At 69.8% G+C, this 15,193-nt stretch carries 10 protein-coding genes and 1 pseudogene; 8 read left to right on the top strand and 3 right to left on the bottom strand.

Annotation, left to right across the window (positions count from 1 at the left end):
- Positions 1 to 84 precede the first annotated feature (84 nt).
- From ACZ7DY_RS21955 to ACZ7DY_RS21940, 4 genes are read left to right on the top strand one after another with little or no spacing between them, the layout of a single operon-like run.
- Positions 85 to 2,061, top strand: coding sequence for an IucA/IucC family protein (locus ACZ7DY_RS21955; protein WP_471137625.1), 1,977 nt, complete (start codon positions 85 to 87; stop codon positions 2,059 to 2,061).
- Positions 2,062 to 2,097: 36 nt separating this feature from the next.
- The gene (locus ACZ7DY_RS21950) at positions 2,098 to 2,835 is read left to right on the top strand and encodes a GNAT family N-acetyltransferase (protein ID WP_471137624.1); all 738 of its coding nucleotides are present in this window, start codon (positions 2,098 to 2,100) and stop codon (positions 2,833 to 2,835) included.
- Positions 2,836 to 2,893: 58 nt separating this feature from the next.
- A complete protein-coding gene (locus ACZ7DY_RS21945) occupies positions 2,894 to 4,891 on the top strand; it encodes an IucA/IucC family protein (protein ID WP_471137623.1) in 1,998 nt (665 codons plus the stop codon).
- A gap of 40 nt (positions 4,892 to 4,931) precedes the next feature.
- Positions 4,932 to 6,902: an ATP-dependent DNA helicase gene (locus ACZ7DY_RS21940; RefSeq protein WP_471137622.1), complete on the top strand. Its 1,971-nt coding sequence runs from the start codon at positions 4,932 to 4,934 to the stop codon at positions 6,900 to 6,902.
- 92 nt (positions 6,903 to 6,994) lie between these two features.
- Here ACZ7DY_RS21940 and lexA read toward each other — a convergent pair whose 3' ends face one another.
- The gene (lexA, locus tag ACZ7DY_RS21935) at positions 6,995 to 7,777 is read right to left on the bottom strand and encodes a transcriptional repressor LexA (RefSeq protein WP_471137621.1); all 783 of its coding nucleotides are present in this window, start codon (positions 7,775 to 7,777) and stop codon (positions 6,995 to 6,997) included.
- Positions 7,778 to 8,273: 496 nt separating this feature from the next.
- Here lexA and nrdR point away from each other — a divergent pair, with 496 nt between their 5' ends.
- Both nrdR and ACZ7DY_RS21925 read left to right on the top strand, forming a co-directional pair.
- A complete protein-coding gene (gene nrdR / locus ACZ7DY_RS21930; RefSeq protein WP_471137620.1) occupies positions 8,274 to 8,819 on the top strand; it encodes a transcriptional regulator NrdR in 546 nt (181 codons plus the stop codon).
- A gap of 138 nt (positions 8,820 to 8,957) precedes the next feature.
- Positions 8,958 to 11,852, top strand: a complete 2,895-nt coding sequence (locus tag ACZ7DY_RS21925; RefSeq protein ID WP_471137619.1) for a vitamin B12-dependent ribonucleotide reductase — start codon at positions 8,958 to 8,960, stop codon at positions 11,850 to 11,852.
- 175 nt (positions 11,853 to 12,027) lie between these two features.
- Here ACZ7DY_RS21925 and ACZ7DY_RS21920 read toward each other — a convergent pair whose 3' ends face one another.
- On the bottom strand, positions 12,028 to 12,603 hold the full coding sequence (locus tag ACZ7DY_RS21920) for a TerD family protein (RefSeq protein WP_471137618.1): 576 nt from the start codon (positions 12,601 to 12,603) through the stop codon (positions 12,028 to 12,030).
- Between the two features lie 135 nt (positions 12,604 to 12,738).
- Between ACZ7DY_RS21920 and ACZ7DY_RS21915 the strand changes: the two genes are divergently transcribed.
- Together ACZ7DY_RS21915 and ACZ7DY_RS21910 are read left to right on the top strand one after the other, a co-directional pair.
- On the top strand, positions 12,739 to 13,560 hold the full coding sequence (locus ACZ7DY_RS21915; protein ID WP_471137617.1) for an arylamine N-acetyltransferase family protein: 822 nt from the start codon (positions 12,739 to 12,741) through the stop codon (positions 13,558 to 13,560).
- Between the two features lie 33 nt (positions 13,561 to 13,593).
- Positions 13,594 to 14,199 (top strand): YdbC family protein, encoded by a 606-nt coding sequence (locus ACZ7DY_RS21910; RefSeq protein ID WP_471137616.1) that lies wholly within the window; start codon positions 13,594 to 13,596, stop codon positions 14,197 to 14,199.
- 76 nt (positions 14,200 to 14,275) lie between these two features.
- Here ACZ7DY_RS21910 and ACZ7DY_RS21905 read toward each other — a convergent pair.
- A pseudogene (locus ACZ7DY_RS21905) lies at positions 14,276 to 14,887 on the bottom strand (TetR/AcrR family transcriptional regulator); the annotation flags it as partial.
- Positions 14,888 to 15,193: the final 306 nt, after the last annotated feature.

The raw sequence follows: 15,193 nt of genomic DNA, 5'->3' as shown, positions 1-15,193 counted from the left end.
GCGGACACGCACCGCCGGACACGCACCTGACCTGTCGCCACACGGAGCTCCGAGCAACCTCACAAACCTCACAAGGAAGCCCTCTTGAACGCCACCCCCGCATCCGAAGGCCGCCCTCACCCCCACGCACCAGACGCGTGCGGCGCGCACACCTCACTGGTGGCGGAGTCCGGTACGGTCCCACGGCAGAAGGGTGGAGCCCAGGAGTCCGAGTGCCTGCGCGGCACCCCCAACGACCTGCTGGAGCACCCCGACGCGTACACCGCCGCACAGGCGGCGGCCGTCGAGAACCTCCTGCGCTGCTGGGTGAGGGAGAACAACCTCCCGGCACCGGACCGCGGAGTCCTGCGCATCCCTCTGGAGGCCAGCGGAACGGCCCTGCTCGTCCCCGTCCAGTACTGGTCGGCGACCGGCTGGCACCGCTTCAGCCTCCCCTGCCTGGAGGAAGGCCCGGCGGGTGCCCCGCCGGTGGACGCCGTCACCGTCGCGGCCCTCCTCAGCAGGGAAACCGCCCGCCGCGCCGCGACCACCCCAGAGGTGGGCACCGCCGCGACCGCGGAGACCAGCGCCGACGAAGCGACTGCGGCCGAAGCAGTCGATACCGTCGACGGCGCCGACCTGGTGGGCCGGGTCGCCGACTCGGTCCGGCGCACCGCCGAGTTCATCGCCGACCGGCGCAGCAGGCCCGACGACGAGCCCGACCTCTTCCTCGCCGCCGAACAATCCCTGCTCCTCGGGCACCCCCTCCACCCGACCCCCAAGAGCCGCGAGGGCCTGTCCGACACCGAATCCCGCCTCTACTCACCGGAGTTGCGCGGCGCGTTCGCCCTGCACTGGCTGGCCGTCGACCGCTCCGTACTGGCCTCCGACTCGGCCTGGACCGAGCGCGGCCGCACCGTCCCCGCCGACCAGCTCACCGCCCGCCTCGCCGGTGCGGACCTACCGCTGCCGGACGGCCGTGTCGCCCTGCCGGTGCACCCCTGGCAGATCCGCGAGCTGCGGCACCGCCCCGCCGCCGCCGAACTGCTCGATGCCGGGCTCCTCCAGGATCTGGGCCCGCATGGCGCCCCCTGGCACCCCACCTCCTCCGTCCGCACCCTCTACCGCTCCGGCGCCCCCGCCATGCTGAAGCTCTCGCTCGGCCTGCGCATCACCAACTCCCGTCGTGAGAACCTCCGCAAGGAACTCCACCGTGGCGTCGAGGTCCACCGCCTGTTGCGCAGCGGCCTCGCCGAAGAGTGGCAGTCGGTCCACCCCTCGTTCGACGTGGTCCGCGACCCCGCCTGGCTCGGCGTCACCGGCCCCGACGGCGCACCCGTGCCCGGGCTCGACGTCATGATCCGGCACAACCCCTTCGGCCCCGGCGACGACGCCACCTGCATCGCCGGACTCGTCTCACCCCGGCCGTCGGCGCTGCCCGCCTGCCAGGAGTACGGCACGGTGCGCTCGCGGCTCGCCGAGACCGTCACCCGTCTCGCCGGACGGACAGGGCGCCCTCGCGGAGCCGTGGCCGCCGAGTGGTTCCTGCGGTATCTCGAAAGCGTCGTACGCCCCGTGCTGTGGCTGGACAGCGAAGCGGGGGTCGCCCTGGAAGCGCACCAGCAGAACACCCTCCTTCAACTCGACTCCCACGGCTGGCCCGTCGGCGGCCGTTACCGTGACAACCAGGGTTATTACTTCCGCGAGTCCCGGCGTGCCGAACTCGAACGCCGGCTCGCCGGCATCGGCCGCGCCAGCGACACCTTCGTCTCCGACGAGGTGACGGACGAGCGGTTCGCCTACTACCTCGGCATCAACAACGTCCTCGGCCTCATCGGAGCCCTCGGCGCCGAACGGCTCGCAGACGAGCGGTTGTTGCTCGCCGCCTTCCGCCGCTTCCTCGGCGACGTCGCGTCCGGCCCCGACCGGTTGCGGACCCCGCTGCCCCGGATGCTGCTCGATTCACCCGTGCTGCGGTGCAAGGCCAACCTGCTGACCCGGCTGCACGGCCTCGACGAGCTCGTCGGCCCGGTCGACACCCAGTCCGTCTACGTCACCATCGCCAACCCCCTTCATTCCTGAGGAACATGCCCCCCTTCTCCTGACAGGAGCGTCGCTGTGACCCCCACCGATGCGAGCACCGACACCGATACCGGCACCGCCACCGCTGCCGGAAGCGATCCCGCCGCAGCCGGCGCCGACTGCGCGGACACCCTCGACCTGCGCCTGCCCGACGAGCTCGTCGCCCTGCTGGCCGAGGGCGACGGCCGGGCCGCCGCGTCGGACGACCTCCTGGACGGCGTCGGTGGATGGGGCCCGGCCACCACCGACGCCGGTGTCTTCCAACTCGTACCGGTGCGCATCGCCCGCGACCTCACGCTCATCAGCCGCTGGATGAACGACCCTGCCGTGGCCGCCTTCTGGGAACTGTCGGGTCCCGAAGCCGTCACCGAGACCCACCTGCGCGCCCAGCTCGACGGAGACGGGCGCAGCGTCCCCTGCCTGGGCGTGCTGGAGGGCGTGCCGATGAGCTACTGGGAGATCTACCGGGCGGACCTCGACCCGCTGGCCCGCCACTACCCGTCGCGCCCGCACGACACCGGAATCCACCTCCTGATCGGTGGCGTCGCCAACCGCGGCCGTGGGCTCGGCAGTTCACTGCTGAGAGCCGTCGCCGATCTGGTGCTCGACCACCGCCCCGCCTGTACACGCGTCGTAGCAGAACCCGACCTGCGCAACACCCCTTCCGTCTCCGCATTTCTGAGCGCCGGCTTCCGCTTCTCCGCCGAAGTGGAGCTGCCCGACAAACGCGCGGCACTCATGGTCCGTGACCGGGCCCTGCGCGCCGTCCTCTGACCCGATCACTTCTAGTACACCGCTCGACCCGATCCGGTTCCCTCACTGAGGAGTCCCCGTGCCGAATCCGTCCGCCCGTCACGTTTCCCGCCCCGCCGCCGAGCTGTACGACCCGCCCGAACTGAACCGGGACAGATGGCGAGGGGCCGGACGCCGCCTGCTGGCCAAGATGATCGGGGAGTTCGCGTACGAGGAGATCATCCGTCCCGTACCGGCCCCGGAAGACGTACCGGCAGGGGAGGAGGACACGGCCCCTCGCACCTACCGCCTCCACCTCGAACCAACAGGACCACGCGTCCGGCCGCCACAGCACGAACGACCGACGCAGCATCAAGAGCCGAGGCAGCATGAACCGGCGGCGCGACCTGAACATCCGCCGCTGACCGGAGCGGCGGAGCAGGACGGGGCCGCGCCGGAAGGGAACGAGGGCGTCCGCCTCACCTTCCGCGCCCGCCGCGGCTCGTACGGCAGCTGGTATGTGGACCCGGCCGGCCTGACCCTCACCGAGGGCGACGGGCCGGCTCTTCCGTTCTGCGACCCCGTGCGGTTCCTCGTGCTGGCCCGCCGCACGCTGGGTCTGGACGGAGCCACGCTCGGGCACCTCATCCGCGAGCTCACCGTCACGCTCGGCGCCGACGCCCGGCTCGACCACACGGCACTGAGCGCCGCCCGCCTCGCCGATCTCGGCTACGCGGAGCTCGAAGGCCATCAGACCGGGCATCCGTGGATCGTCCTCAACAAGGGACGCGTCGGCTTCTCCGCGGGCGACACCGACCGGTGGGCTCCCGAGGCCCGCCGCCACACGACCCTCCCGTGGATCGCGGTCCACACCGGCCTCGCCGCGTACCGGGGCGTCGCGGGACTGGAGACCGCCGAGCAGCTCTACGCCCGCGAGCTCACCGCCGACACCCGGGAGTGTTTCGCCGACTTACTGCGCGCACGCGACCTGGATCCGGAGGAGTACCTCTACCTCCCCGTGCACCCCTGGCAGTGGGACGAGATCGTGCTGCCGCTCTTCGCCTCCTCCATCGCCGATGACGCCATCGTCCCGCTCTGCAGCGACGGCGACCTGCGCCTTCCCCAGCAGTCCATCCGTACCTTCCTCAACATCTCCCGTCCCGACCGGCACACCGTGAAACTCCCCCTCTCGGTCCTCAACACCCTCGTGTGGCGCGGTCTGCCGACGGGCCGTACGGTCGCCGCCCCGGCCGTCACGGCGTGGATGCACGCACTGCGCGACGCGGACCCCTACCTGCGCGACGAGTGCGGAGTGATCCTGCTCGGGGAAGTGGCCTCGGTCGCTGTCGAGCACCCCGTGTACGACGGACTGCCGGAAGTCCCGTACCAGTACAGAGAGCTGCTCGGCGCGATCTGGCGCGAGCCCGTCAGCCGCTACCTCGCTCCCGGTGAGCGCGCCCGCACCCTCGCCTCCCTCGCACACACCGACCCCGACGGCCGGGCCTTCGTCGCGGAGCTCGTGGAACGCTCGGGACTCACCCCCGCGGTGTGGCTGCGCCGGCTCTTCGCCGCGTTGCTGCCTCCGCTGCTGCACTTCCTGTACCGCTACGGGACGGTGTTCTCCCCTCACGGGGAGAACACGATCGTGGTGTTCGACGAGAAGGACGTGCCCGTCCGGCTCGCGGTGAAGGACTTCGTGGACGACGTCAACGTCAGCTCCGTGCCGCTGCCCGAGCAGGACTCGATGCCGGACGCCGTACGCGACGTACTCCTCACGGAACCCCCCGGTTTCCTGACACAGTTCATCCACTCGGGTCTCTTCGTGGGCGTCTTCCGCTACTTCGCGCCCCTGTGCGAGGAGCAACTCGACGTGTCGGAGGCCGACTTCTGGTCGTCGGTGCGCGCCGAGATCCTGCGGTACCAGGCGCGCTTCCCCGAGCTGAAGGAGCGGTACGAGATGTTCGACCTGCTCACACCCCGTATCGAGCGGCTGTGCCTGAACCGGAACCGGCTCCACCTCGACGGTTACCGCGACCGGTCCCAGCGCCCGCACGCGGCTGTCCACGGCACCGTGGCGAACCCCCTCCACCAGCCTTGATCGCCGCGTTGTCAGTGGGGCACCGTAGGGTGGTCGCGCTATGACGAAGCCCTCCCTCCCCGAGCTCCTGCACGCCGCCGTCACCGCTGTCGGCGGCACGGAACGCCCTGGCCAGGTCTCCATGGCCGAGACCGTCGCCGAGGTGATCGACGACGGCTCCCACCTGCTGGTCCAGGCCGGTACCGGCACCGGCAAGTCCCTCGGCTACCTGGTGCCCGCCCTGGCGCACGGGGAGCGCGTGGTGATCGCCACGGCCACCCTCGCCCTGCAGCGCCAGCTCGTGGAGCGGGACCTGCCGCGCACGGTGGACGCCCTGCATCCGCTGCTGCGCCGCCGCCCCCAGTTCGCCATGCTCAAGGGCCGATCGAACTATCTGTGTCTGCACCGCCTCCACGAAGGCATGCCGCAGGACGAGGAGGAGGGGCTCTTCGACCAGTTCGAGGCGGCCGCTCCCACCAGCAAGCTGGGCCAGGACCTCCTGCGGATGCGGGACTGGGCGGACGAGACCGAGACCGGCGACCGGGACGACCTCACCCCCGGCGTGTCGGACCGTGCCTGGTCCCAGGTCTCCGTCTCCTCACGGGAGTGCCTGGGCGCCTCGAAGTGTGCCTACGGGGCGGAGTGCTTCGCCGAAGCGGCCCGCGAGCGCGCCAAGCTCTCCGACGTGATCGTCACCAACCACGCGCTGCTCGCCATCGACGCCATCGAGGGCGCCCCCGTCCTGCCGCAGCACGAGGTGCTGATCGTGGACGAGGCGCACGAGCTGGTCTCCCGCGTCACCGGCGTCGCCACGGGCGAGCTCACCCCCGGCCAGGTGAACCGCGCGGTGCGCCGCGCCGCGAAGCTCGTCAACGAAAAGGCGGCGGACCAGCTGCAGACCGCATCGGAGGGTTTCGAGCGGCTGATGGAGCTGGCCCTGCCCGGCCGGCTGGAGGAGATCCCCGAGGACCTCGGATACGCGCTCATGGCGCTCCGTGACGCCGCGCGTACGGTCATCACGGCGCTCGGCTCGACCCGGGACAAGTCGGTCCAGGACGAGGACGCCGTCCGTAAGCAGGCGCTCGCCTCCGTGGAGTCGATCCACGACGTGTCGGAGCGCATCACGAACGGCTCCGAGTGGGACGTCGTCTGGTACGAACGGCACGAACGCTTCGGAGCCTCGCTGCGCGTGGCCCCCATGTCCGTGTCGGGTCTCCTCCGGGAGAAGCTCTTCGCCGACCGTTCGGTGGTCCTCACCTCGGCCACGCTCAAGCTCGGCGGCGATTTCAACGGGGTGGGCGCCTCCCTCGGTCTCGCCCCGGAGGGCACCGAGTCCGAGGACGCCCCCGTCTGGAAGGGCCTCGACGTCGGCTCGCCGTTCGACTACGGCAAGCAGGGCATCCTGTACGTCGCCAAGCACCTGGCCCGCCCGGGACGGGAGGGCACCCGCGGCGACATGCTCGATGAGCTGGCCGAACTGATCGAGGCGGCCGGCGGCCGCACGCTCGGCCTGTTCTCCTCCATGCGCGCCGCCCAGGGCGCGGCGGAGGAGCTGCGGGGGCGCCTGGACATGCCCATCCTGCTGCAGGGCGAGGAGACCCTGGGCGAGCTGATCAAGGGCTTCGCGGCGGACCCGAAGACGTGTCTGTTCGGGACGCTGTCGCTCTGGCAGGGCGTCGATGTGCCCGGTCCCAGCTGCCAGCTGGTGGTCATGGACAAGATCCCGTTCCCGCGTCCGGACGACCCGCTGATGAGCGCCCGCCAGAAGGCGGTGGACGAGGCCGGCGGCAATGGCTTCATGGCGGTCGCGGCGACCCACGCGGCCCTGCTGATGGCGCAGGGCGCCGGGCGTCTCGTACGAGCCTCCGGGGACCGCGGAGTGGTCGCCGTCCTGGACCCCCGCCTGGCCACCGCGCGCTACGGCAGCTATCTCAGGGCTTCACTGCCCGACTTCTGGTACACGACGGACCGTAACCAGGCACGCCGATCACTGGCCGCGATCGACGCCGCGGCCAAGGCTGACGAGAGCTAGGGCCCGGGGCCTGGGGGCGGCCGCTTGGCGCGGACGCAGCAGGGCCCCGGAACCGGCGCAGTTGGTTCCGGGGCCCGGTCAGGGGCGGAGTCTCACACCCGCCGGAGCACCGCCACGACCTTGCCGAGGATGGTGGCCTCGTCGCCGGGGATCGGCTGGTACGCGGCGTTGTGCGGGAGCAGCCAGACGTGCCCGTCCTCGCGCTTGAAGCGCTTGACCGTCGCCTCGCCGTCCAGCATGGCCGCCACGATGTCGCCGTTCTCCGCGACGGGCTGACGGCGGACCGTGACCCAGTCGCCGTCGCAGATGGCGGCCTCGATCATCGAGTCACCGACGACCTTCAGGACGAAGAGCTCGCCGTCGCCCACGAGCTGCCGGGGGAGAGGGAAGACGTCCTCCACCGACTCCTCGGCGAGGATGGGGCCACCGGCCGCGATACGGCCCACGAGCGGGACGTACGAAGCGGCGGGCTTGCCCGTGGTGTCGGTGGGCTGGCTGCTGGGCTGGTCCGAGCCCCGCACTTCGTATGCCCGGGGGCGGTGCGGGTCGCGGCGGAGGAAGCCCTTGCGCTCCAGAGCCATCAGCTGGTGCGCGACGGAGGAGGTGCTGGAAAGGCCGACGGCCTGCCCGATCTCCCGCATCGACGGCGGGTAACCGCGCCGTTGCACCGAGTCCCTGATGACCTCGATCACCCGGCGCTGCCGGTCGGTGAGCCCCGAGCTGTCGGCACGGATGCCTGGAGGTCGGCCCGGCAGGGAGCGAGTGGGCTTGGGCCCCTCCTGGTTCGTGGCTGAGTCATTCATGGCATGCACCGGCTCGAGTCGGCTGGAGCGGTCCTGGGCAGTGATGGTGGCGCTGTCTGCGGTGGTGGTCACGTCGGTCGGCCCCTCTCGAGATGTTCTCTCCCTAGCTAGCCAACGGTAGTTGCTTTCGAAAGGTTGCGCCAAACACACGTTCGAGTGAAAAAGTGCAGATTGCCTGCCGCGATCATGTGTCCGGGTGTATGGCCAGCGCGCGGGCCGAACGGCAATTCGGTTCATTACGGTACGCTTCACCGCCGGGCCAGTGCCCCCCTCGGTGGGGCTCCCATACTGCCACCCGGCACCCCGTCAACCCGGCACCGGCCCCCGCGCCAGAGCGGCGCGAGTGACGGCCGCGTGCGTCCGGCGTGCGCTGAGGCGATCCGACACGCGCAGTGTCGAAAAAGCGGCCAAACCCCAGATCTAGTGGTTGGATTGCGGCAGCAGCCCAGAAGTTGTGGTCCCTGGTCTCTCAGGGGCTCAAGGATCGCCTATGCTTGGGGCTGCTTCGAGGGCCCCCAGGGCCCGTTGAGGCTTATGAGTCGTGCCGTGAAGGAGGGTTGGGAGTTTCATGCACTGCCCCTTCTGCAGGCACCCCGACAGCCGCGTGGTCGACAGCCGTACCACCGACGACGGCACGTCGATCCGCCGACGCCGCCAGTGCCCGGACTGCTCCCGTCGTTTCACGACCGTGGAGACGTGCTCGCTGATGGTGGTGAAGCGCAGCGGCGTCACGGAACCCTTCAGTCGTACGAAGGTCATCAACGGCGTCCGCAAGGCGTGCCAGGGGCGGCCGGTGACCGAGGACGCCCTCGCCCTGCTCGGCCAGCGGGTCGAAGAGGCGGTGCGTGCCACCGGCAGCGCGGAGCTCACCACGCATGACGTGGGGCTTGCCATACTGGGACCGTTGCAGGAGCTCGACCTCGTCGCCTACCTGCGCTTCGCGTCCGTGTACCGGGCCTTCGACTCGCTCGAGGACTTCGAGGCTGCCATCGGGGAGCTGAGGGAAAAGCGGCTTGACGCGGAGCCGTGCGACGCGGGCGGAGAGCGCGTCGTGAATGACCGCGGGGCCGGAGGGACTGTCGAAGTCCCGGTGCCCGCCACCGCCGCCGACTGACCGGCTGACCGACCGGCCGGCGGCGAACCAGACCTGTTGAGGGCGTCATCAGTGATGCCCTCGACACCAGACACACATCCGTGCCACGGGGAACATCGTGGCACTTCAGGGCGTTTTAGCCTGATACAGGGAGGCGGCATGACCGAGACGACGAGCGGCCCGGCACGAGGTTCCCGAGCCAAGGGATCCAAGGCCAAGGGTCTGCGTATCGAGCGCATCCACACGACGCCCGGCGTGCATCCGTACGACGAGGTGGTCTGGGAGCGCCGTGACGTCGTCATGACCAATTGGCGCGACGGCTCGATCAACTTCGAGCAGCGTGGCGTCGAGTTCCCCGACTTCTGGTCGGTGAACGCGGTCAACATCGTCACCAGCAAGTACTTCCGCGGGGCCGTCGGTACCCCGCAGCGCGAGACCGGCCTCAAGCAGCTGATCGACCGCATCGTGAAGACCTACCGCAAGGCCGGTGAGGACTACAACTACTTCGCCTCGCCCGCCGACGCCGAGATCTTCGAGCACGAGCTGGCTTACGCCCTCCTGCACCAGATCTTCAGCTTCAACTCGCCGGTCTGGTTCAACGTCGGCACGCCCCAGCCGCAGCAGGTCTCCGCCTGCTTCATCCTCGCCGTCGACGACTCCATGGAGTCGATCCTCGACTGGTACAAGGAGGAGGGCATGATCTTCAAGGGCGGCTCCGGCGCCGGCCTGAACCTCTCCCGCATCCGTTCCTCCAAGGAACTGCTGTCCTCCGGAGGCAACGCCTCGGGTCCCGTCTCCTTCATGCGCGGTGCCGACGCCTCCGCAGGAACGATCAAGTCCGGTGGCGCCACGCGCCGCGCGGCCAAGATGGTCATCCTCGACGTCGACCACCCCGACATCGAGGGCTTCATCGAGACCAAGGTGAAGGAAGAGGAGAAGATCCGCGCGCTGCGCGACGCGGGCTTCGACATGGACCTGGGCGGCGACGACATCACGTCGGTCCAGTACCAGAACGCGAACAACTCGGTCCGCGTGAACGACGAGTTCATGAAGGCCGTGGAGTCCGGCTCCAAGTTCGGTCTGCGTGCCCGGATGACCGGTGACGTCATCGAGGAGGTCGACGCCAAGTCGCTCTTCCGCAAGATGGCCGAGGCCGCCTGGGCCTGTGCCGACCCGGGCATCCAGTACGACGACACCATCAACGCCTGGCACACCTGCCCGGAGTCCGGCCGGATCAACGGCTCGAACCCGTGCAGCGAGTACATGCACCTGGACAACACGTCCTGCAACCTCGCCTCGCTGAACCTGATGAAGTTCCTGAAGGACGACGGCAAGGGCAACCAGTCCTTCGACGCCGAGCGCTTCGCGAAGGTCGTCGAGCTGGTCATCACCGCGATGGACATCTCCATCTGTTTCGCGGACTTCCCCACCCAGAAGATCGGCGAGAACACCCGCGCCTACCGCCAGCTCGGCATCGGCTATGCCAACCTCGGCGCCCTCCTGATGGCCACGGGTCACGCGTACGACTCCGACGGCGGCCGCGCCCTCGCCGGCTCCATCACGTCGCTGATGACCGGTACGTCGTACAAGCGTTCCGCCGAGCTCGCCGCGGTCGTCGGCCCCTACGACGGCTACGCCCGCAACGCCACGCCGCACAAGCGCGTCATGAAGCAGCACGCCGACGCCAATGCCGCGGCCATCCGCGTGGACGACCTGGACACCCCGATCTGGGCCGCCGCCACGGAGGCCTGGCAGGACGTGATCCGCCTCGGCGAGAAGAACGGTTTCCGTAACTCGCAGGCATCGGTCATCGCGCCGACCGGCACCATCGGTCTCGCGATGTCCTGCGACACCACGGGGCTGGAGCCCGACCTCGCCCTGGTGAAGTTCAAGAAGCTCGTCGGCGGCGGCTCGATGCAGATCGTCAACGGCACCGTGCCGCAGGCCCTGCGTCGCCTGGGTTACCAGGAGGAGCAGATCGAGGCGATCGTCGCCCACATCGCCGAGAACGGCAATGTGATCGACGCCCCCGGTCTGAAGCCCGAGCACTACGAGGTCTTCGACTGCGCCATGGGCGAGCGTTCCATCTCCGCGATGGGCCACGTCCGCATGATGGCCGCGATCCAGCCGTGGATCTCCGGCGCCCTCTCCAAGACGGTCAACCTCCCTGAGACCGCCACCGTCGAGGACGTCGAAGAGGTCTACTTCGAGGCGTGGAAGATGGGCGTCAAGGCGCTCGCGATCTACCGCGACAACTGCAAGGTCGGTCAGCCCCTCTCCGCCAAGAAGAAGGAGGAGGAGAAGGCCGAGATCACCGAGAAGGCCGAGGACACGATCCGTACCGCGGTCGAGAAGGTGGTCGAGTACCGCCCCGTCCGCAAGCGTCTGCCCAAGGGCCGCCCCGGCATCACCACGTCCTTCACGGTGGGTGGCGCCGAGGGTTACATGACCGCCAACTCCTACCCGGACGACGGTCTCGGTGAGGTCTTCCTGAAGATGTCCAAGCAGGGCTCGACCCTCGCGGGCATGATGGACGCCTTCTCCATCGCCGTCTCGGTCGGTCTGCAGTACGGCGTGCCCCTGGAGACGTACGTCTCCAAGTTCACGAACATGCGCTTCGAGCCGGCCGGCATGACGGACGACCCGGACGTGCGGATGGCGCAGTCGATCGTCGACTACATCTTCCGCCGCCTGGCGCTGGACTTCCTGCCCTTCGAGACGCGCTCCGCGCTCGGCATCCACTCCGCCGAGGAGCGTCAGCGCCACCTGGAGACCGGGTCGTACGAGCCCACCGAGGACGAGGTCGACGTCGAGGGCCTGGCGCAGTCCGCCCCCCGGCAGACCGAGTCCCTGAAGGCGGTCGCCACGCCGAAGGCCGAGTCCGAGGTGGTCAAGGACCTCCCGCAGCAGGCGCACACCAGCGCCGAGCTCGTGGAGATGCAGCTGGGCATCCAGGCCGACGCACCGCTCTGCTTCTCCTGCGGCACGAAGATGCAGCGCGCCGGCTCCTGCTACATCTGCGAGGGCTGCGGCTCGACGAGCGGCTGCAGCTGACCGACGCCGTGAGCCCGGGGCGGTGCCCCGCCGGACGCCACCAGCGTCCGACGCGGCCCGCGCGGGTGGCCGGTGGGTGGCTGATCAGTTGTTCGGTTGTTGTCGAAGGGGATCGGCCCGATGGGTCGGTCCCCTTCGGCGTGCGGCGAGCGTCAGCGGGCGCCTCGCCGATGTGTCAGCGCGCGCTGCCCATGAGCGCGGCGAACGAAGTCGGATCGGCGTCGAAGCCCCGGATGTACTCGCGGAAGGACCAGGTCCCGGACTCGTCCCGGGTGAACTCCGCGAGGGTCGACGCCGTGTACCCCGCGACCTCGGCCAGGTCGCTCTGCGCCAGGTCCGTGTAGCCCTCGCGGACCCGCACCGCGGTGTTCGCGATGTCTCCAAAGACCTGCGGCTCGTCCTGGCGCTGTATGGCCACTCCCACCACGACCCGTACGAAGGTGGGGGCGAGCCGGTCCAGTTCCAGCGTCATCACCTCGTCGAAACCGAACCCCTGGCCCGTCCGGCTGTCCCGGTTGAGGGTGATCGTCCCGTCGGGGGAGCGGCTGTCGAAGTGCACGAGGTAGACGGGAGCCCCGTACGGAGCGTCCGCCGCATAGGTCGCGGCGATGATGTCGAGGTCGTGGGGCGCGGTCCCGGCCGGGCTCGGATCCCACTTGAGCCCGATCTCGACCTTCTTGATCCCCTTGCTGACGCTGCTCATCGGAGTTCCCCCTCCTTGTGACCCGGCCGCGCTCCGTGCACCGGGCATCTCCGCACACACGCTACGTCGTACCCCTGACAACGGTGTAGCACCCCTGGTCAGAGGCGGAGAGCCAACGGAACCAGGTGTGGGGTGAGTTGGCGGCCCGCGTGATCGGCAGGGCCGCGGTGGGATCATGGGGCCATGACATGGAACGGGGAAGAACTCGACATCGACGCCTACTTGGCGAGAATCGGGCACAAGGGCGGGACGAAGCCGGACCTGGAGACACTGCGCACGCTCCACAGGGAGCACGTGGCGGCCATCCCCTTCGAGAACCTCGAGATGATGCTCGGCCGGCCCGTGCCGCTCGACCTGGCGGCGTTGCAGAGCAAGATGCTGCACCACCGGCGGGGCGGCTACTGCTACGAGCAGAACCTGCTCTTCGCGGCCGCCCTCGAACGCATCGGGTTCGACGTCACCGGGTTGGGCGCCCGGGTGAGGGCCGGGGCATCCGTCACGCGCGCGGTGACGCACATGCTCCTGAAGGTCGAGGTGGAGGGCGAGGCGTTCCACTGCGACGTCGGCTTCGGCGCCGACGGACTGCTCGAACCGATTCCGCTGCGCGCCGGTGTGGAAATGCGGCAAGGAGAGTGGCGTTACGGGATCCGGCAGGAGGACGAAGGCGTCCTGGTGCTGCGGACATGGACCAACGGTGACTGGCTCGACCTGTACGCGTACACCCTGGAACGTCGGCTTCCCGTCGACTACGTAGTGATGAACCACTACACGTCGACCCACCCCAAGTCGTCGTTCATCCGGCGCCCCGTGGTGCAGAGGAGCGCTCCAGGGGTACGCCGCATGCTGGCCGGCGACCAGCTGAAGGTGGTCCATCCCGACGGTACGGTCGACGAACGAAGCGTTCCTGTGGGCGAATTGACGGGCGTTCTCGACCGGGAGTTCGGTATCGAGCTGGACGCCGATGACTCGGCCGAGCTGATCCGGGTGCACTACGCCGGAGCGTGACCCGGGCGTGGCTCCGCGCCGTACGATGGCGCGGTGCTGGTCAAGTGGACTCGCTGCACCGTGGTGGACCGACGGGGGTTCGAACGAGGGCAGCGAAAGTGGGCGGGGCTTTTGGGGGAGCCGGGGTTCCGGGGACAGGGCGGGGGGTGGAGCCGGGGACGGCAGGGCGTCGCGCACGTCTTCGCCTTCTGGGAAAGTCGTGCCTTTTACGACTCCTTCATGGCGCGCTCGCACGATCGTCTCGCGACCGCCCAGGCCGGCACCTTCAAGAACGTCCAGGCCAAGCTCTTCGACCACCGGTTCGACGTGAAGACGGGGTTCGAGCCGCGCTTCACCGACGCGGACGTGGTGCGTGTCGCACACTGCCGGGTCAGGGAGGCGCGGGTCGAACACTTCGCGCTGATGCAGGAGAAGGTCTGGAACCCCGCCATGGCCGGCTCGCCGGGCATGGTGCGCGGGCTTTTCGGCGAGGCGCCCGGCCACGAGTTCCTGGTGCTCTCCATGTGGCAGTCGGCGGCCGAACACGGCAAGTACCGCGCCGAGCGGGTGGAGCGCCTGTCACTGCGGGCACAGACGGACGCCGACATCTCCGCGCTCGCCGGGGACATCGTGGAGTTGGAGCCGTCGTGGACGGTGTGACGCTGTGACAGGGTGGGCGCCCGGACCCCCGACCGACGGGTGACGGGCGCACGAGCGACGGGCGAGTGCAGTGCCGTCACTGCCGGGCGCCCCGCCGGGCGAAGGCGCCCGCCCGCGTGGCGGCGACGGCCGCCGCCGCCGATTGGTCGGCGAGCGCCGCGTCGATCGGCTCACGCGTGATGAACACGCGCAGCAACAGCGGGGCGGAGACGGCGCGGACGAGCGCGGCCGCGTCGGTGTCCGAGGGCGCCTCGCCGCGTTCGACGGCGCGCTCGACGACTGCCTCGCAGCGGCCGAACCGCTCGGCGTAGAAGGCGTGCAGGGCCTCGGCGGCCCGCTGCGACTGGAAGGCGGCGGCGACGAACGCCGTCGGTGCGGCCGCCGCCGTGTCGTCGGAGAAGGACTCGACCACCTCCCGGGCGAGCTCGCGCAGGTCGCCTTCCAGGCTGCCGGTGTCCGGCGGGGTCCACGTGTCCTCGCCCGCCATGGCGAGAGCGTCGGCGACCATCCCTTCGAGCCCGCCCCAGCGGCGGTACAGCGTGGTTTTGTGCACGCCCGAATGGTCGGCCACGTACTCGACGGTGAGCCCGGGGTACCCGTGGTCCGCGAGGCCGCTCAGCACGGCGTCCCGGACGGCTGCGCGAGTACGGGCCGTGCGGCCGCCGGGGCGGCGGGTGCCGGGGGCGGGGTCGGGGGTGGGGTCGGAGGCGGGGCCGGGTCCGGAGTGTGCGGTCGCGGTTTCGTCGGGCTGCCGGGGCGGCGCGGACTCAGCTCCTGACGCGAACCCGGCGGAGCCACGCCTCCCGCCTCGCCCGGCGCCTTCTGCACCACTGCCCTGACCAGCACCAACACGCTTCTCCGCCATGGTCTCGCTCCCTCGCCTCATTCGGGTCGGTACCTCCGCGTCATTGAGGCCGGCACCTCGCGTCGAGAAAATTATCGCTACTCGTGTTGCATTAGATCCGGCAGTCTGCCACACTCATCGTAATGCGAC

The sequence above is a fragment of the Streptomyces sp. NPDC037013 genome, assembly GCF_055607265.1.
This window is presented reverse-complemented; position numbering and strand designations above follow the sequence as displayed.